Below are 19,292 nucleotides of genomic sequence, written 5' to 3' on the forward strand. Positions count from 1 at the left end.
TAATTATTGAATATTAAAGATATGATCTTTAAAATTTTCGTAAATAATCTTACGTGCAGCATCACCAATAGATTCGGCAATAGCTGGGTGGGGATGAATTGCACCATAAATATCAAACACAGTCATTCCGTTAGTTAAAGCTACAGCAATTTCACTAATCATATCGCTTGAAGCACTACTAATCATATGAACCCCTAAAATTTGGCCGTTTTCTTTATTGGCTAACATCTTCATCATTCCGCGTGTTTCTCCATCAGCAATCGCTTTTCCATTTGATGTCATAGGTAAAACAGCTTTTACATAAGGGATATTGTGATCTTTTAAGTATTCTTCGGTGTAACCAATAGTCGCAATTTCTGAATGGGTGTAAATACAACCAGGAGTGAATAATGGTAAAACCCGCATTGGGTTGTGGTGTAAAATGTGATCTACCACAAACCGTGCTTGGTGATATGCATAGTGAGCTAACATCATTTGACCTGTTACATCACCAGCCATGTAAATATGCGGCTTACTAGTTTGTAAGTATTCATTTAATTTAATGTGGCCTTTTTCATCTCGATCAAGATTAAGTGGTTCAAGTAATTCATCATTAACCTTACGACCAACACTTTCAAGAATGTAATCACCTTCAATGACTTGATCTTTACCATCAACATTAATATGTAAGTTGCCACCTTCAGACTTAATAATTTTGGCATTTAAAATAACTTTAACACCATAATCAGTCAAGTGCCGTAAAGCGTGACGACTAATATCGCTGTCTAATTTTTCTAAAATTCGATCTAAGCCTTGAACAATCGTAACTTCGGCATGCATGCTGCGGTAAATGGTTGCGATTTCAATTCCAATAACCCCACCACCAATTACGGTAAATCTTCGGGGAATTGAAGGTAAATTCAATGCTTCGGTTGAACCTATCATTTTTCCAGATTTATAAGATTCAGCAAATCCTGGTAAATTTAGTGAACGGTTACGACTTCCGGTTGCGACTAAAATATTTTCACCAGTGTAATTTTTTCCGTTAACTTGAACTGTGTGATCATCTATAAAACTAGCTTCACCTTCAATCACAGTTGCTTTAGCAGCTTTTAAAATATATTTAACGCCATTAACTAAAGTATCAACCACTTTTTGCTTACGAGTTTGAATCATCGCTCAGTTAGGTTTAAAAGATGCGTTTTCAGAAAATTCAATTCCATAAGAACTTGCATTTTCTAAATAGTGAGCAATTTTACCACTTTTAATTAAAGCTTTAGTCGGAATACAACCGATGTTTAAACAAACACCACCATACATTCCTTTTTCAATAATTAATACCTTTTTTCCATAATGGCCTGCTTGTTCAGCAGCCATATAACCACCAGGACCAGCCCCGATGATAATTAAATCAAAATCAAAATTATTCATTATGTTATCCCTGATTATTTTCAAAAATATTTGTTTTTATATTCTTAAGCAACTTTTAAGCCGTCAAGAGTTGTTAAATGTTCAGCTAATACCTTGGCAAACCGACCAATGTCAGCACCATCAATTCAACGGTGGTCAGCAGCAATTGTGATTGGCATAAATTGCTTCACAATATACTTGCCTTCAGCGTTTTTAGAAACATGTTCTTCGATGTTTCCTGGGGCAACGATACAAACTTCTGGAAAATTAATAATTGGAACACCAAAAGCAGCGCCAATTGAACCAAAATTAGTTAGGCTAATGGTACCGCCACGAATGTCAGTTAAGCCTAATTTCTTATCTCGAGCTTTTTTTGCAAGTTCACCAATTTTATGGCCAATTTCCACGATTGATAATGCTCCCGCATTTTTAATATTAGGAACCATTAGACCATTTTCAGTATCTACAGCAATTCCAAAATTAATTTCCTTTTTTAAGTGAATTTTGTTAGCTTCTTTTTCATATGAAGCGTTAAAAATAGGGTATTTTTCAATCCCATAAATAACTGCTTTCACTAAGAAAGGTAAAAAGCTTAATTTTAAATTATGACGATTCATAATTTCGTCTTTAACTTGCTTACGATAATTTACCAAGTTGGTAACATCCATATAAAAAGTTAATGTTGTAAAAGGAATTTCGGCTTTAGCAACATTCATTTGTTTAGCAATGGCACCACGAATGGTTGACACTTCTAGTAAAGTATCACCAGGATTTATTTTAATTTCAGTACTCATGATTGAGCTCCTTTAATAAATGGGATTGATTTTAATAACAAAGCCGCTCGTCTTGACAAAGCAAGAGCAAGCGACTTTTTCAATCAAGTTATTTTTTCTTTTGACTACCAAATAATGGTAAAACTTTGTTAGAAACTTTTACTTCTCCAACAACTGAAGCTCCGCCTGATGGTTGAGCTTCTTCTTGTTTGACTTCTTCGTGGACTTCTTCAACTTTCACTTCTTCAACTGGAGCTGGAGCAGGTGCTGGTGCAACTTCAGCAACCGGAGCGCTAACGCTAGCGGTTTCGTCAATTAAAGCAATCACGTGACCAACATGAATCACTTCACCTGGAGTCACGAATATTTTAGTTATAACACCACCAACCGGAGTTGGAATATCTGTAGTTACTTTATCAGTTTCAACGTTCAAAACTGGATCATCGGCTTTAACAACATCGCCTTCTTTAACAAGGATGTCGTTAACTTTACCTTCTTCTAGTCCTTCGCCGATATCGGCAAATTTAAATTCATACATAATCTTTTTTAGGGATCCTTTCTCTCTAAAGTTATTATTTCAAGTTTGACTATACTTAGTGTTTTATAACTATGCCAATAATTCTTTAATGGCATCGTTAACACGGTCTTCAAGTTTAAATTGAATGTGTTCGGCTTTTGCTAATGGAATTGAAATATCTCAACCAGTTACTCGAACCGGTGGTTTATGAAGAGTAATTCCGGCTTCCACTACCGAAGCAATGATTTCAGCGGAAACACTAAACGATTTAACTGCTTCATGAACAACCAACAAGCGACCAGTCTTACGAACAGATTCTAAAACTGTTTCTTTGTCTCATGGAGAAATTGTGCGTAAATCAATTAATTCCACAGCGTCTTCACCATAAGCTTGAATTCAATTGTAACAATCAATTACTGGAGAACCAAAAGTAACCAAAGTTAATTTTTTACCTTCTTGAATTATATTTGCTTGGCCAATTTCAACAGTATATGCTTCATCTGGAATTTCTTGTTTAAATGCCCGGTAAGTTTTTTTAGGTTCCAAGAAAACAACTGGGTCAGGGTCAGCAACGGCTGCTAAAAACAATCCTTTCATATCATACGGGTTTGAAGGATAAACTACTTTCAATCCAGGAACATGAGCGAAAATTGCTTCTAATGCTTCACTGTGGTGTTCAAGCGCTTTAATACCACCGCCCATTGGAATCCGTAATACCATTGGTACATGGCGTTGTTGTCGAGTTCGTCCTCGGTAACGTGCAGCATGAGCAAATAAGTGCATATATCCAGGGAATGAAAAACCATCAAATTGAATTTCCACGATTGGTTTTAATCCACCTAAAGCTGCTCCAATTGCGGTTCCAACTAAAGCCGCTTCGGCAATTGGTGAATCCCAAACACGTTGTTCACCATATTTTTTTTGTAATCCAGCAGTTGCTCTAAAAACACCACCTTCAAAACCGACATCTTCACCATATAAAACAACTTTGTCATCACTGCCTAAGGCAAGGTCCATCGCATTGTTTAATGCTTCAATATTATTACGTGCTTTGTTACTCATAATCTTTATATCCTATTCAAAGTATTTCTTAGCAATGGCTTTTTGCTTAGCAAGTTCAGGAGTGATTTTGGCATATTGAGAATCGAAAATATCATCAATTGAAACATGTCCCATATTTGCAGCACAAATTGCGTATTCTGCTTCAACTAAGTCAGCAATTTCTTTTTGCATCGCTTCTTCTTTGGCGTCATCTCAGTGCGCATTAGCAATCAATCATTTTCGTAAACGATCAATTGGGTCTTTTTTCATTCCTTCAGCTAATTCTTCTTTAGTTCGGTAGATTGTAGGATCATCTGAAGTTGTGTGAGGACCTTGGCGGAATGTTACGAATTCAAGAATTACTGGACCCATCCCACTGCGAACGTAAGCTAGCGCATCACGAGCAGCATCATAAGATGCAAATAGATCATTTCCGTCAACTCGAGCGCGTGGAATATCAAAGGCAATAGCTTTTGATGAAATATCGCTAACAGCTGATTCATTGTGTGGTCTTGTTGAAATTGCAAAACCATTGCTGTTAATACAGAATAAGCTGTTTCATTTGTGAATTGCAGCCATATTAATTGCTTCATAGAATTCACCTTCAGCTGTTCCACCATCACCGATGAAAGAAACCGAAGCGTTTTTCTTACCTTGATACTTTAAAGCATATCCCATTCCAGCATTGTGTGAAATTTGTGCACCAATGGTAATGTTAATCGGTAAAACGTTAACGCCTTCAGGGAAAACATTTCCAAGTTCATTTCCCGCTCAATACAACATTAAGGTATGAAGGGGAACACCACGCATGTTCATCAAACAATCACTGCGGAATGCTGGAACCAATCAGTCTTCTTTATGCATTGCAAGAGCAACTGCTGCTTGAAGTGCTTCTTCACCTAAATTAGGTGCAAAATTCAACATTTTACCTGAACGTTGTCAGTTCAGCATCTTTTTGTCTTTTTGCCGACTAATGTTCATGAACTTATATGCTTCTAACACCTTTTCAACTGATAAATTAGGTGTATAACCATCTACTAATTTACCATCAATATCTAAAACCTGAAAAAAACTTTCAGGAATCTTACTTTTGACAAGAATGGACATCGATATTTTCCTTTAATCTGGCACGCCAACCGTGCTTATAAAAGTAAAACCTTATATTATATAAGGTTCATACCTTGGCTCTTATTTTACCTTTTAAATTAAAAAAATTAAAAAAAACGCTTGTTTAGATAGCGAAATAAAGCAACGAAAATACGATTTTTTTAATGATTTAATAAGACAGTCAATTTTTTTGTAATTTAAGACTTTTTAGCATGATAAACAAAATAAAAAAACGGTCAGGTTTAAAACCCCTGAGCCGTTTTTTAAATAAGATACTTAAAAGATTTTATCCCTTAAAGTAGTTAAGTCCAAGTGCTTGCATAATTGCGCCTAAAACAAAGTTGAATGGTTTGTTGTAATGTGGCAAGAAGAAGACATCAGTGAACGCTAAATCAATCAAAGTCATTTTCTTTTGAATAGCTAAAGCTAAATAATAAATTGTTTCTGTGTGATTAGTGTTGTGTGATCCAATTTGAGCACCTAACAAACGTAATGATTGTTTGTCAAAGACAAGTTTACATTTAACGCGGTCATAAGTGTTCATTCATTCAGGACGGTCGTTGTCTTCTCAGAAAGAAGTAGCAACTTCAATACCCATGTGCTTAGCAGCATCTTCAGAAATTCCAGTACTTGCTAAATGATTACCAAATACGTGGATTGCGTTTGTTCCAACAACGCTTTCTAAAGCAACGTGTCCAGCCCCATTAATATGGCAGGCTGCAGCGATTCCGGTTTTAACAGCATTAGTTGCTAAATCAATACCCATATGTTGACCTGTTGCTGCATTATATAAAGCAGCCATACCACCAATTACATAAACGTCTGGAATTGAAGATTCACAGTGTTCATTAACAATGATTGCGCCGTTTTTAACTTTTTTAGCATTAGGCAACAATGATGTATTTGGGTGGAATCCAATTGATTGAATAACTAAGTCAGCTTCAACTTTACCGTGGTCTGTTTGAACACCAGTAATTGTTTTGTTAGCTTGGTTAACAGTGTAACCTTCAACTTTAGTACCAACCATTAGATGAACACCAGCTTTTTTAACTGATGCTGCTAACATATCAGAAATTTCATGGTCATAGTAATGTGCAGCTGGAGCTGGAAGTAAATCGATTAAAGTAGTTTCTTTACCGCGTTCCATAGCAGCTTCTGCTAATTCAATACCAATGTATCCCGCACCAATAATGGCAACTCGTTTAATTGCTGGGTCTTCCATATCACGAATGATTTCTTGTGCGTGTTGGTAAGTTTTACTTGCAACTAAGTTTTTAATTCCACCACAATATTTGTCAGCATAGTTTAATTCAGCACCTGGTGTGCAGATTGGTCAAGAACCAGCTGCTACAACTAACTTATCATATTTATCTTCAATCATTTCGTTAGTGTCTAAGTTTTTAACAACTACTGTTTTTGTGTCAGTGTTAATTTTCATAACTTCATGACGCATAAACACACTAGCACCCATTTTTTGAAGTTCAGCTGGATTAGAATAGAACAAATCTTTCATATCCTTAACAATACCAGATACTGCTAATGCAATTCCACATCCTAAAAAAGAAATGTTGTCGTTACGATCATATGCAGTAACTTTGTTTTGAGGGTTTTGCGCTAATAAAGTACGAATGGCAGATGTACCAGCGTGATTAACTCCTACTACAATTATTTTCATTTAATTACTCCTAAAATTTTGGTATTAAATTTGCAACCTAATACCTTAAAATTACATCTATATTCTATATAAAAATTATGTTTTTCGATATAAACAGCAAGATAAAAAAATATTTTAGGAAACAAAAAAAGAACAAATATAATGCAAAAAAACATTTTTTTAAAAAAAAAGAGATTAACGACAAACTATTTAGTCGATAATTTTGTTATGACTTTAGCTAACTTATAACAAAAAACAAGGAAGCAGATTTAATCATCTGCTACTCCTTGTTTTTGATTTTTCCAACTTATTAAATTTAAAACAATTTAGTATCAAATATAATGTTTTTTTCCAGTTTTTCTTATTAATTCTTTGTGTTGTAAGTGTCAATAAGCAAGTTGCGCGACACAGAAAGCGAACGACAAGAATTGTAAGATGAATTGGAAAGAATAAATTCCTAAGTTTTGGCTATTTCCTTGAATCACTTCCTTGATTCCGGGGATTGCTGCAATTGTATTTGCAGCATTCAATTGATCAATAATGTATTGGAATTTTGCAATTTGAATTGCTCAAGCAATAGTTCATAAACCATTATAAATAACAACTATAAAAATGTAAGTGTAAGGTTGAGCTGGTAAATTTTTCTTGCGAATTCCAATAATTGTTTGTGGAATGAAAGAAGTTAATAAAAGCACAGGAGCTAAAACATTAGGGAATAGCGCTAAGTTATTTAAACTAGCTGCTTCATCTGAAGAAATTGAAACAACTGAATTTGGTGGCACACTAGCAACAATAGGAAGTGGAGTGCTTACAGGACCAAAGATCTTTCCACCTGTTAATCCCATAAACATTACATTAATTGCAACATAGAGAACAATAATCGAATAACTAATGTATTTTTTTGGCATACTCAAACGCGAGACTTTTCGATAACGAACTATCAAAAACATTTGAGCACCGAACACCATAACTGCTAAAAATTCGGCAATAACTAATTCCAGATTTCTGGTCATTGTTCCTAATCAACAAAATGCGACTAATGAACTGAAGAAAATTCAAAACGAAGCTAGTGAAATTTCCTCAGAATTCTTTGTTCTTAACAAAGTGATAAAGTGCGGTGCACCTACAAGAATAACAAAAACAACACCAATACCTGCAATAACGCTATAAGCGTTATCAAGCGAGGTTACAAAATTGCTTGAAGCAATCTCGGATGCTGCATCTTGAAATATAGCAGTAAACGGATGAATACCCATATTATTTCCTTTTATATATTTTATCTAACCACCTAAAATAAAGTCCAAATACTATGAGGTTGTCATGCTTCAAAAATTAAATCAGATATTAGAAACGGCAAATATTATACACCCAAATAAAATATTAAAAATAATTATTTGCATAAATTATCACCACTTTGGGTGCGAATTTTGTTGACCAAAATAAAAACGCTATTTTGATAAATTATGTCAATCAAAGCATAAAAAAATGGCAATGGCCATTTTTTCCTTTTTGACATAAATATTGATATTAATCATTTTTTCAGTTAATGCTAATTAGTAGTTTTGTTATTTACTTTTTTTTACGTTTTTTAATTTTCCAAAAGTTTTAACATCTCGTAAAATCATTAATTCTTCGTTTGTTCTTACTTGATAAACTGGAATGGGCGATTTTTTATCACTCACAAGACGCAAGTCTGAATACTTTTCATCAAAAGCTTTTTCATTTAAAGAAATCTTCAAACCACCAAGTTCTTGAGAAATCCTCAATAAAGAAGGCTTACTATTTTCACCAACACCTGCAGTGAAAACAATGGCATCAACTTTGGCTTTTAATTGGTTTCAGTATTTAACGATATAATCAGCGATTCTTGAAGCATACATTTCTAAAGCGACAATATTATTCTTGGCGTTTGCTTCAACATCGCGCATATCAGAAGAACCAGTAAGTCCTAATAAACCGCTTGCTTTATTTAATTTGTTAACTAAATCGTTTGCACTCATTTTAGTACAAGCCATTACATATTCAACTACTGAAGGATCAATATCTCCTGAACGGCTTCCCATGACTAACCCTTCAAGAGGTGTAAAACCCATTGAAGTATTGTATGATTGTGAATCTTTAATCGCACAGATTGATGCACCATTACCTAAATGACAAACAATTAAATTTACTTTTGATTTCTTTAAATGCTTTTCCATTCTGTCAGTAATGTACCGGTACGAAGTTCCGTGAAAACCATAACGTCTTACTAAATATTTTGTTTCTCATTCTTGAGGAACTGCATACTTATAATTCTTGGCAGGCATAGTTGCATGAAAGGTAGTATCAAAGACAGCAACATTACTTGCAGCAGGAACTAATTTCATAACAACTTTAATAACGTCAGATTCAGCCTTATTATGCAATGGTGCAAGTGCACTGTATTCAACAATTTTGTTTAATGCCTTCTGATCAACAAAAACTGAACTCTTGAAATAACTTGCCCCTTGAACGATACGGTGTCCGGCTCCTTTAATTTCATTAAGGTTAGAGATAATTTTCAAACTTAATAAATGATCTAAAATACATTTAAAAGCTGCTTCATGATCTGGAAAATCAACTTTTTTAGAAAGTTTTTTGCCATTAGCTTCAATTTCGAAACTTCCGTCAACGAAAATTCGTTCGCATAATCCCTTTGCTAAAACTGCTTCTTTTTCATCATAGACTTGAAACTTAATAGAACTAGATCCGGCATTGATTACCAGAATTTTATCGGTTGTCATTAATTAGTAACTCCTTTTGATAACTATTAAGTATTTTATACCTTTAACAATAAAATAATTCATAAAAGCAATTTTTAAAACATTCATATTTTTTAAAACGATATAATTTAAGCAATAGCCTTATAACTTAATAAATAATCTTCTACTTGCGCAAAAGGAATAAACAAATGAATCAAAAATTAATTAGCCAATGTGAAATGGGTTTTGGAACCTACAAGAATCATGACAACGGAACTGCTTTTTTGAAAAATTTAGAAATCGTGTGTGGATTAAAACAGTATCAATTCATCGATACTGCCCGTTTGTATAAAAACGAGAAAGCAATCGGATACGCCCTTAGCAAAATACCACCTATAAAGAAAGAAAACATTCTCATTCAATCAAAAGTTTGAACTAACCAATTTCATCAGGTTAAAAAAGAATTAATAAAGTCACTAACAGATTTACGGCTGCTTAAGTTAGATAGTTATTTATTACACCGACCCCATTGAGATATGAAGGTTAATATTAAAGCATGACAAGATTTAATTAAATGCCAACAACAAGGTTTAGTAACAGAGATTGGGGTTAGCAACTTTGATTATGAAATGATTATGATCTTATATAACAAAACTGGAGTAATGCCTGCTATCAATCAAATTGAATTATCGGTATCTAACATGCGGTGGGATCGTATTTTCAATAACAAAAAATTAAAAATAGTAACACAAAGCTGGAGACCTTTAACTAATGACTTTAAGAGCATCAGCAAAAACCCATTAATTGTTCAACTATCTAAAAAATATAAAGTCGCTGAAGCATTGATTTTAGTGGCCTTTTTAAAAAATTTAAAACTATGCCCAATTGTTAAATCGCAAAATCAAGAACGAATTATAGAAAACGCAAAAGCTTTTGAAATTAAACTATCTGAAAAAGAAATTGCACAATTGCAAAAACTAAACATTTATATAAGTGCATCTTCAAGTACTTATTCAAAGTTAAAATAGCATAAATATGTGGAAAAAACCAATATTTTGTTAACAGACCAAAATATTTTCTTAAATTTAACAAGTTTTAAGCATTTAGATATATAGGGAATCAAAAAAAATAATAGATTAACCCAAATTTCAAAAATAATGGTTTTTTGATTCCTATTTCTTAAGGAGGAAAAATGCAACGTATTTCAGTTCAAAACAAAAAGAATATTTATGGCGGATTATCTTTTTGGTCTTTTGCCATGGGAGGAAGTTTATTAGTCAATATGGCTGTTCAAGGAATTAACAGTTTGATTTCGACAATAAGAGGACCACAACAGCAAGCAAAACCAACTAGCTATAATAATTCTTGGGCATCAGGCACTAACAGCTATAACTCAGGAACGCCTTTGTATCTGCGATTCGGTCTCACCCCTGGTAAAGCAGCAATGATGGTTGGCTTACCAAGCGGTGGTGCTCCGTACTCTATTTTGTAAATTAAAAGTGAGTGATCTAGACTAACATCTAGGCACTCATTTTATTTTTTAGATTGTTTGGTTTTGTAATTCTTATTAAGTTTTTCTGGTTTCTTAGAATTGGTTTGTTTTGTTGGACTAATCTTTTTTAATGATAATGAATTTTTGATCTTGTTGGATTTCGTTTTTTTGACTAATATTTGTTCTTTGTTTAAATCTTCATTTAATTTATTTATATTGTTTTTCAAATCTAATAATTCAAAACTTTTAATTCTTTTATCGTGCTTCAAGAAATTTTTGTGCGAAGCAGCAGAAGGGGTATTAACCACAATTTCTGGACCTTCGAACCTTCTATTTAAATCAGATAATGAACTAATTCTTTTATTCGCAGATAAAACTTCAAATTCGTCATTTGATTTAATATTAGCAAAAGTGTTTTCATTAAACATTTGAGCAGACGGACGGCTTTGATTAGTTATGATGTGGTTAATAGGAATTAAATCGGAATCGTTTTTGTGATCATAAATATCTTCAAACACAGTGCTTGTAAAATAGTTTTCGAGATTTTTTTCAAGTTTTGCAGTGTCATCATCAACTGGATTAATATCTTTTCTTGAAAGTGTTTGCGTTAAAAGGTAATCGTTTTCTTTATTGATAGCAGATTCGATATAAGTATCGTCAAATAAACCTGGATTACGTAATAAATCTTCTGTATAGGGTGCAAATTCCAAATTAGCAGAGACCTCAATTAAATTATCTTGTTTAATCAAAGACTCATGATTATTCAGTTGTTTTTGCGACTTATTTTGGATTTTTTTATGAGCTAAATTTTCCTTAACGTTTTTAAATTCTAATGGTGATTTTTCAAGAACCGCTTTAGGTGAATTAATTTTTTTAACAGAAACTTTTTTATTGGAGTCTATTATCTGATTTTTGTTATTGAATTGAACAAATTGATTTTCTGTTTTTTTTGAATCATCATTAATCGATAAAAATAATGGTGTTTCATAATCATTATCGTTTGGATTAAGCAAACTAGAATTGTGATTATTAACCAATGAGCTGCCAAACACATCTTCAATAATAGTTGGAGCTTCTATATCATTAGAAATCAATTCTGGTTTTGAAACAACTGATATTTCATTATCGGTTTTTATTATTGGTGGAACTAATTCTTCTTCACTAACTACTAAAGAGTCAACAGGGGTATCCTTTTCTAAATTGTCGATCAACTTGGTTAGCACCGTTTCGGGTGGACTAATTTCGGCTGAATCTAAAAATCCTAAATTAACTTTATGTTCTTTTTCAATATCGCGGTTGAGTTCAATGATCGGTGGATCTAATACAAACAAATCACTATTTTGTTCATCAAAGGTGTTAGTAAGCAGATGCTCAGGTACAGCAATTGCATTTGTAGATTCATTCGACAATGACTCACTATTTATTTGCAAAGAATCAGTATTAATCATTAAATCGCTAGTATTAAGTAAACTTCAATCAGATAATGTTGTAACTTTTAAAGTCGATTGAATAGGAATCAAAGTTTCAGATAAATTATGGTATTTTTTTACAACTATATCAGCAGTTTCCAAATCATGACTTTGTTGTAGCCGCTCAGGACCAAAAATAATCTCATCCCCGTGAATAACATCTTGACGGTTGCTAGCATTTTCTGAACTTAAATTATCAACTAACAAATCCTCTTCGGAATAAACAGCCAGTGGTTTTTTGGTGTTCAACATATTCTCGAAGTCATAAACCTTAGATGCTATTTGTTCATCCTGAGTTTGATCTTTCTCTGCTGGGGTATCTAATAAAACATCCGTAGGTTGAGAATTATCAGAATCAAGCGATTTTTTTGAAGTGAAAGCAGAATCATTAATATCAGAAGAAATATCGTCTGGTATTGAATCTAAAGCAAATTTTTCGTTAACTGGTAACATTTCTGTAATTTGGTGATTCTTGTTAAACGTTTCATCAAGTTGCTGTTGCGTTTCAACATTGACATAGTTATCAAAAACACAAACTGAAACGAAATCTGAAATCATCTCTTTAGACAACTCATTATTGTTGGTTTCAAAACCAACATCTTCAGATAATTTTGAGCTCAAAGAATAATCATTATCAATTAAATCTTTGTCGCCGTTCAAACTTTGAGAATATTTAAATTCATTAATTAAATTGATTAGTTCGTTCGTTTCAATGATTTCGTGCCCTTCAGAAGGAGTCATTCACATTGGCGAAAAAGCTTCAACAGGATCTAAGTAATCTAAATCAGAAGATTCTTGATAATTATCAATAACTTCAACTATTTCTGGTTCTACTTCTTGCGGTTGGATTTCTTGTAAAACTTGATTAGCAGATTGTTCATACTTAGTTTCTTGCAACAAGTTTGAAGAAGAATCGTGGGGTTGTTTTTCAATTAGTATGTCTTCGTTTGTGTTTGAATTTTGATAATCCTTTTTATTTTCAATTTCACTATTCATCGCATCATCAAGTACGTTTTTAATTTCAGTTTCAACTTTATTTATATCAGCATCAAAAACACTATTATGGATTGCGGCGTTGACAATTTCATTTTCTTGTTCTGATAAAACTAAATCATCTTCAGATTTTGGTGAATTTCCAACCAATAAATTGCTATTAACAGACGTGGTTTCTATCACTAAATTATCCAAAGACGCAGAAACGAGTTTCTCTGGCTGAATATCATATAAATTCAATGCTGTTGGTAAACTATGAGAAACTTTAGAATTAACATTTGAATTTGAATCAACTAAATTAACGTCACTATATAATTCATAAGTTGGTTCTTGAACAAAAATTTGTTCATTATTTTCGATATTAATTTCTTGCTCTAACAAAACGGTCTCTAATTCAATTTGGCTTGGATTATTTACAGGTAATAATTGAATATTATCATTAGGTAATTTCTTAGATTCTAAAAAAATGTCATCATTTGGTACAAGTGATGGAGTAATAACAGGAGCAACTTGAACTAAATTGTTATCAGCATTTAACTCTTGTTCTTTTTCGTATGACGTTTCTAAGAAAAGATCAATTGATTCATTAAATAACTTCAAATCAGATTCAGTTAACTTATTATTTGATTGTCCTAGATCAATTTGATTATCGTTGGCAGTAGTTTTGCTTGCTTCGATTGTTTCATCAATCACTAACTGATTAATTTTATCAGATGATAAAGTTTGTGATGAATCTTCGATTTTGGAAGTTGGCCGATATGTAATTGGTTCAATTGTTTGAGTTTGCTGATTAAATTCAGCAACTTCTGCTACTTCTTCGTTTAATGAAACATCATTTGCCAAAGCAATAGGCTGTTCGATAAATGAAGGTGATGATAAATCATCTTCGTTCTTTTGATTAACTGGATATTGATCATTTTGGCTAGGTAAATTAGCAATATTAACGGGTTCGTTGCTTTCGTTAATACTATCTACTTCAACGCTGTTAAACAAAGACTCAGGTTGGTTTTCAACAATATAAGCTGTAGCTTGAAGAATCTTTTGATAAACAGATACTTCGGGATTAGGTTTCAATTGGGTATCGTCAACTTGTTCGTGTGACTCTAAATTCTGGTTGGAATCCAAATTTAATTGAGTAGCAGAAGAAGAATATGATTCAGAAAATTCATTTGTGTTGTTAACTGAATCTGATGATTGATCGCGCTGTTGCAAAGTTTGTGAAGATAAAACAGGCAAATCAGTTATTGTTGATTTAACTGAATCATCATCAAATTCATTTTCAACTATTGAATCCTTAACCTCAAGTGTATAAACAAATGATCCATCACTTTCAAAATAACCATCTCAAACTCATTCTTCATCTTCAATATGACCGTAGTTTTCGTCTCCGACAAACTTCCATCAAAATTGATCCTTGTTATCAGGAGTTTCTGGTTCGTATTCTAAATCATCAACAGAATTTTCTTCTTTGGTTTGTGCTAATTGCAAGTCATTGTCATCTTGTGGTTTAGTAAACGAAGATTCGTCTGCGATTTGTTTATCGGGACGAGCAGTAAGATCTTTATCATCGTTAGAACTAATAGTTTCGTTTAGGAGTGATTTAGAAGAATTAACTGTCTGACTATGGTTGTCAGCTGGTATTTTTGGTAAATCAACGATTTCTTGAATTAATGGAGTACCAAGATCTGAAAAATAATCCGGTTTTTTTAAAACAAGTTCATCAGGAACTAAAAATTCGTTCACAATAGCGTTGGTTACATCTTTAAATTGCGGAACAGGAATTTCTTTATCTAAATCAATAAAATCTGCTTCGTTTAAAATAATTGTATTGCCGATTTGTGCAAACAATTTGGGATTATCTTTTTGTTGGGTCGGGTCGTCTTCAAATTCAAATTCATGATTATTAACGTCAAATTTTTTAACAGTTTTAACTGCATTCTCAAATTCATCTAAAATTGTAACTGAAGTTGGTAAAACTTCACTAGCCGAAAAGACCTGATTTTCATTCAAAATGATTTCATCAGGAATTTTAATTGCTTTGGTTAAATCAATTTGAGTATCAGTTTCGTCACAAAAACTTTGATCAAAATCACGTTTAATTTGAACACGCGCTAATTCAACTTCATATGTTGGGAGTTCTTGACTATTTTCGTTGATTTCATTATGAATCTTTTTAGCCATTTTTACTCCCCGCTAAAATGTGCGACAACTTGATTACTAAGATGTATAAAATTATAATATATTGAATAAAAACAAGATGAATTCTTCAAAAGAAAAATCTTTTGTTTGAACAGAATTAGAATTGAAAAGATAAATTAAAACTGCATTTAATGTAGTTTAGTAACAATGCTTGTTTTTTGTGATCAGTTTACTAATAAATTTAAAAAACGTTGAAAATTAATATAATAAGTCTTTTTAATATCCTTATTTTGTAAATAAACTAACATTGGACCAATACTATCGTTGCCTAATCCTAACTGAAGCAAACTTTGTTTTTCTAAATCAAAAAGCGAAACCTGTTCATTATAAGGAACATAATCATCTTTTAGAACAACTAGTTTTCCAAAAGGACGATAAATCATTCCTAGAGCACTAATTCATAATTTTAAAGTTTGTTGAATTGTTTCTCCACCTAAATCAACACCTTCAAAAGCTCCATAATTAATAGGATCATAAAAGACTAAATATAATTGGTTAGTTGAAACTCGTTTTAAGTCTTTTGAATAAACGGGAAAACTACGAATGATTTTAGCAGTTGATAAAATCCGGATAATTTGGTGAAGGTCTAAAATGTCTAGTTCTAAGTGTTCAGCTAAGTCAACTAAATTAAATACTGGCATTGAAGCATAAGCCATTAAGCGCAATAAACGCAAACATGTATGAACGCTATATTTTTTTAAATGTAATTCATAAACGTCATGACGCATTACTTGTTCAACCATTGACGCTAATCGTTCTGCTAAAAAGTTAGGTGTTTTTGGTAAAACCGCTAAAGAACCATTAGTGTTTAAATAGTTACTAAAAGTTGTTTCATTACTTGTTTTTTTGACATCACTTGCTAATCATTCATAAAAATTGATTGGTTCAACATAATAGTTAGCGCAATCGTGACGTTCAAAAAATTTTGAATATAACAAACCAATTTGATTAAAAAACAAGAAAAAATTAGCTTGATATTTTTTTGCCAATTGTTTAATTTGACGTAGCAATACTTTTGTGCTTAATAAGTTTTGCACCTCATTAATAAAAATAATCGCATTATTATTCTGTTGTAAATAACGAATCAATTCAGCAAAATGAAATTGCTGTTGATTGATTTCTTCACTAACACAATTAAACAAAGCGACTGTTTTATCTTCTTTGGCAACACAAATCAATTGGGCACACAATTGATTCAACCCTGTATTTGAAATTCCGTTAACAATTGTAATTGGTTTGGGATTGTCAAGTAATTGATCAAGTAAACCAACTGGTCTATTTATAACATTGGCCTTCAAAATTCCAGTTGTTCACTTATTTAAATTTTCATTAATCAATAGCATGAGATTTTTAATTTACTTTAACTTGTTTACGTCTATTGGCAGCAATAATAGCATTGGCATAACGACGAATTTCTTCACTTGACAAACGGCCTGATCCATCATTTTCTTTCAAAAAAACAGCTTTGCGTGATTGCGGTTTAACTACTGGTTGATCATAGTTTTGGTTACTATTAGCATCCGCTACGACTTCACCCTGATATCCATATGGTGGTTGGTTATATGTATTTTCTTCGTACTCTTGGTATTGCGCGTTGTAATTTTCATAACGTGCCGATTGTTGTTCATATTGGGATTGTTGATCATAAACTTCAGGGCTTGCTGGGTTAATTGGATACCCGTACGGAGCAACCATCGGAGCGTTATAATCAATTTGATTATCGTAAGGTTGTGGTTGATATTGATCTAATTGGAACTGAGTTGTTGGATTAAGAATATCTTGTTGATACTGGATCCCGCTATTGTATTGATTGTCTTGATAATTAGTATTTCCACTTAATTGGACATCATAGTTAACAGGAGAATCTAATTGGGCTCTTAAGCTTTGTAATTCGTTTTCGAATTTTTCACTAACTCTAGCAGTAATTTCTGTGGTTAGCTTATCAATACTATTACGTTCGTGAGCTAATTTTAATTGTTCTTGGAGTGACGCTCTTTGGTTTTCAAATTGAGAATACAGCGCTTGGGCCTTTTTCTGAGCTGCTTCAGCTTTGGCAATTTCTTTATCAATTTTAGAAGCACGTAAAGCATTTAATTCACTAAAATATTTTTTATTAAATAAATCAGGACCGGCATTAGGTTCAAATTCTTCATTTAGTTCTTGGGTTTCGCTTGTTTCAGAGGTTGAAATTACATCATTTACTTCTGTAATGACATCATTTGCTAAAGCTGGTTTTCGATTATGACTTGTAACATCGCCACCATTTATAGCAAGTGATGGTTTATTACTAGTATTTTTTACAGTCAAATTTTGTAAATCGATTAATAAACTGTTTTTTTCTTCAAGAAGTCGATCCCGTTCGCTTGAGATTGCGTTCATTTTTGATTCTAAATCTGATAAACGAGCATTTTTAGTTTTCACTAGTTCATCTTTTTCTTGTGCTCATTCTTTAGATTTCAAAGCTAAAATTCCTTCAAACCGATTTCTTTCGTTTTCGATTTGTTGTTTCAAATTAGCGTGTTCATTACGTAATTCACTAATAAAGTTTGATTGTTCGTCATCCACAATTTCCTTATAGGCGTCTTGTAAATCTTCACGGGTTAATTTTTGTTCAGAACCTTCTAATAATTCAGAAGTTTTGGCTTCAATTTTGTCGCTAATTAATTCGTTCAAATGTTTTTGCTTTTCAGCTAGAGTTGCTTCGAAAGAACCTTTTAAATTAGCTATTTCGGTTTCGTATTTAGCAGTTTCATTTTCAAAAATTGCTTTTCATTTTGCTTCTTTTTCTTCGTTAGCTTTTTGCAAATCAATTATTTCTTGTTGCATTGTATCCCGAACTTTTTCAATTTCGGCAGTCAACCGATTAAGTTCTTCTTTATTCATATCAAGTTCATTTGAAGTTTCTTCATTAGTAAATTCAGGAGTAGATGAATCTGCTTGATGTAAAAATTCAGGGGCATTTTCATAAAGAGTCGAATTGTTTACTAGTGGATTGTGGATTGAAGCAGAAGTGGACTTTGAAATAACTGGTTCTGCAGATTGAGCTTGGTTTACATCAATTGGACTTTCCTTGTAAGGGTTAGCAATAGGAACAAAAACATCAGACTGAGTTTTTTCTAAAGCCGCTTCTTTTTTAACAATTAATAAATCCACAGCTGCATCCAAATTTTCTAAAGCATCGTAATTACGATCTAACTTATCGGTTTTTTGGGTAATATAAAGTTTCAAAGCTAAATTATTAGGTATTAACCCGGTTGCATTAATGTCAACTTTTTTAATTAAAACTTCTAGTGCTTCAAAAAATTCAGGTTCTAAGTACTCTAAGGCTAATACTAATTCATCACTAACTGATTGAATTTGATCTTGAAAATTGCTGTTAAAAGTTAATTTATAATCTCCAATTTCTTGCTTCAAACTAGAAAGTAAATCAAGATCAACAAATTCAAAATCGTTTTTGGCTTCTAAATAGCGATCATTAAAATCTTTCAAATGAGATTGAATTGTTTCACTTAACTGTTGATAATTAGTTTGGAAGTGGTTTAATAAAAGACTTAACTTTTCAACAACTTCTTTAACCTTGGCAGCTTTTTTGGCATTTGCTTCATCTTCTTGCTGTTGTTTTAAAAGTTCTTGCAATTCTTTTAATTGACCCGTTAACTGTTCAATCATTAAATCATCTTCATCAAGTTCGTTTTCATCTTCAACTAATTCAGTTGGGGTTGGAACAGCTTCAGATAATGAACTGAGTTCTTGAGCAATTACCGCATTCGGGTCAAAGTTATTATTCGTTCTATTTAATTCATTCGAAGCTGCTAAAAAAGCATCTCGTTCTTGTTGAATTCGAGCCCGTTCTTCTTCAAGTGATTCATTCGCTAAAGCAAATGCTTGATTTTGTAAACTTAGTTCATTATCGTTTGCCATTTTCATATCCTTTTTTA

13 protein-coding genes are annotated in these 19,292 nt (G+C 32.5%); 2 read left to right on the forward strand and 11 right to left on the reverse strand.

Going from position 1 to position 19,292, the window contains the following annotated elements; genetic code table 4:
* Window positions 1-3: 3 nt before the first annotated feature.
* From lpdA to T384_RS0100230, 8 genes are all read right to left on the reverse strand, one after another.
* A complete protein-coding gene (gene lpdA / locus T384_RS0100190) occupies window positions 4-1,410 on the reverse strand; it encodes a dihydrolipoyl dehydrogenase (protein ID WP_036498578.1) in 1,407 nt (468 codons plus the stop codon).
* Window positions 1,411-1,454: 44 nt separating this feature from the next.
* The gene (locus T384_RS07515) at window positions 1,455-2,183 is read right to left on the reverse strand and encodes a 2-oxo acid dehydrogenase subunit E2 (RefSeq protein WP_052663372.1); all 729 of its coding nucleotides are present in this window, start codon (window positions 2,181-2,183) and stop codon (window positions 1,455-1,457) included.
* Window positions 2,184-2,271: 88 nt separating this feature from the next.
* The gene (locus T384_RS07520; protein WP_036498582.1) at window positions 2,272-2,700 is read right to left on the reverse strand and encodes a biotin/lipoyl-containing protein; all 429 of its coding nucleotides are present in this window, start codon (window positions 2,698-2,700) and stop codon (window positions 2,272-2,274) included.
* Between the two features lie 69 nt (window positions 2,701-2,769).
* The gene (locus tag T384_RS0100200; protein ID WP_027119344.1) at window positions 2,770-3,741 is read right to left on the reverse strand and encodes an alpha-ketoacid dehydrogenase subunit beta; all 972 of its coding nucleotides are present in this window, start codon (window positions 3,739-3,741) and stop codon (window positions 2,770-2,772) included.
* 12 nt (window positions 3,742-3,753) lie between these two features.
* The gene (locus T384_RS0100205) at window positions 3,754-4,827 is read right to left on the reverse strand and encodes a thiamine pyrophosphate-dependent dehydrogenase E1 component subunit alpha (RefSeq protein ID WP_027119345.1); all 1,074 of its coding nucleotides are present in this window, start codon (window positions 4,825-4,827) and stop codon (window positions 3,754-3,756) included.
* A 286-nt stretch (window positions 4,828-5,113) separates the two neighbouring features.
* Window positions 5,114-6,502, reverse strand: a complete 1,389-nt coding sequence (locus T384_RS0100210) for an FAD-dependent oxidoreductase (RefSeq protein ID WP_027119346.1) — start codon at window positions 6,500-6,502, stop codon at window positions 5,114-5,116.
* Between the two features lie 305 nt (window positions 6,503-6,807).
* Window positions 6,808-7,737 carry a hypothetical protein gene (locus T384_RS0100220; RefSeq protein WP_027119347.1) on the reverse strand — a complete coding sequence of 310 codons (930 nt, stop codon included), beginning with the start codon at window positions 7,735-7,737 and terminating at the stop codon, window positions 6,808-6,810.
* A gap of 309 nt (window positions 7,738-8,046) precedes the next feature.
* On the reverse strand, window positions 8,047-9,243 hold the full coding sequence (locus T384_RS0100230) for an acetate kinase (protein WP_027119348.1): 1,197 nt from the start codon (window positions 9,241-9,243) through the stop codon (window positions 8,047-8,049).
* 167 nt (window positions 9,244-9,410) lie between these two features.
* Here T384_RS0100230 and T384_RS0100235 point away from each other — a divergent pair, with 167 nt between their 5' ends.
* Together T384_RS0100235 and T384_RS05940 are read left to right on the forward strand one after the other, a co-directional pair.
* A complete protein-coding gene (locus tag T384_RS0100235; protein WP_027119349.1) occupies window positions 9,411-10,229 on the forward strand; it encodes an aldo/keto reductase family protein in 819 nt (272 codons plus the stop codon).
* A 164-nt stretch (window positions 10,230-10,393) separates the two neighbouring features.
* Window positions 10,394-10,693 (forward strand): MPN313 family protein, encoded by a 300-nt coding sequence (locus T384_RS05940; protein WP_036498585.1) that lies wholly within the window; start codon window positions 10,394-10,396, stop codon window positions 10,691-10,693.
* Between the two features lie 41 nt (window positions 10,694-10,734).
* Here T384_RS05940 and T384_RS0100245 read toward each other — a convergent pair whose 3' ends face one another.
* From T384_RS0100245 to T384_RS0100255, 3 genes are all read right to left on the reverse strand, one after another.
* Window positions 10,735-15,336, reverse strand: coding sequence for a hypothetical protein (locus T384_RS0100245; RefSeq protein ID WP_027119350.1), 4,602 nt, complete (start codon window positions 15,334-15,336; stop codon window positions 10,735-10,737).
* A 146-nt stretch (window positions 15,337-15,482) separates the two neighbouring features.
* The gene (locus T384_RS0100250) at window positions 15,483-16,697 is read right to left on the reverse strand and encodes a hypothetical protein (RefSeq protein ID WP_027119351.1); all 1,215 of its coding nucleotides are present in this window, start codon (window positions 16,695-16,697) and stop codon (window positions 15,483-15,485) included.
* 7 nt (window positions 16,698-16,704) lie between these two features.
* The gene (locus T384_RS0100255) at window positions 16,705-19,275 is read right to left on the reverse strand and encodes a coiled-coil domain-containing protein (RefSeq protein WP_027119352.1); all 2,571 of its coding nucleotides are present in this window, start codon (window positions 19,273-19,275) and stop codon (window positions 16,705-16,707) included.
* Between the last annotated feature and the right edge of the window lie 17 nt (window positions 19,276-19,292).

It is taken from the genome of Mycoplasma testudinis ATCC 43263 (assembly GCF_000687795.1).
Lineage (GTDB): Bacteria > Bacillota_I > Bacilli_A > Mycoplasmatales > Mycoplasmoidaceae > Mycoplasmoides > Mycoplasmoides testudinis.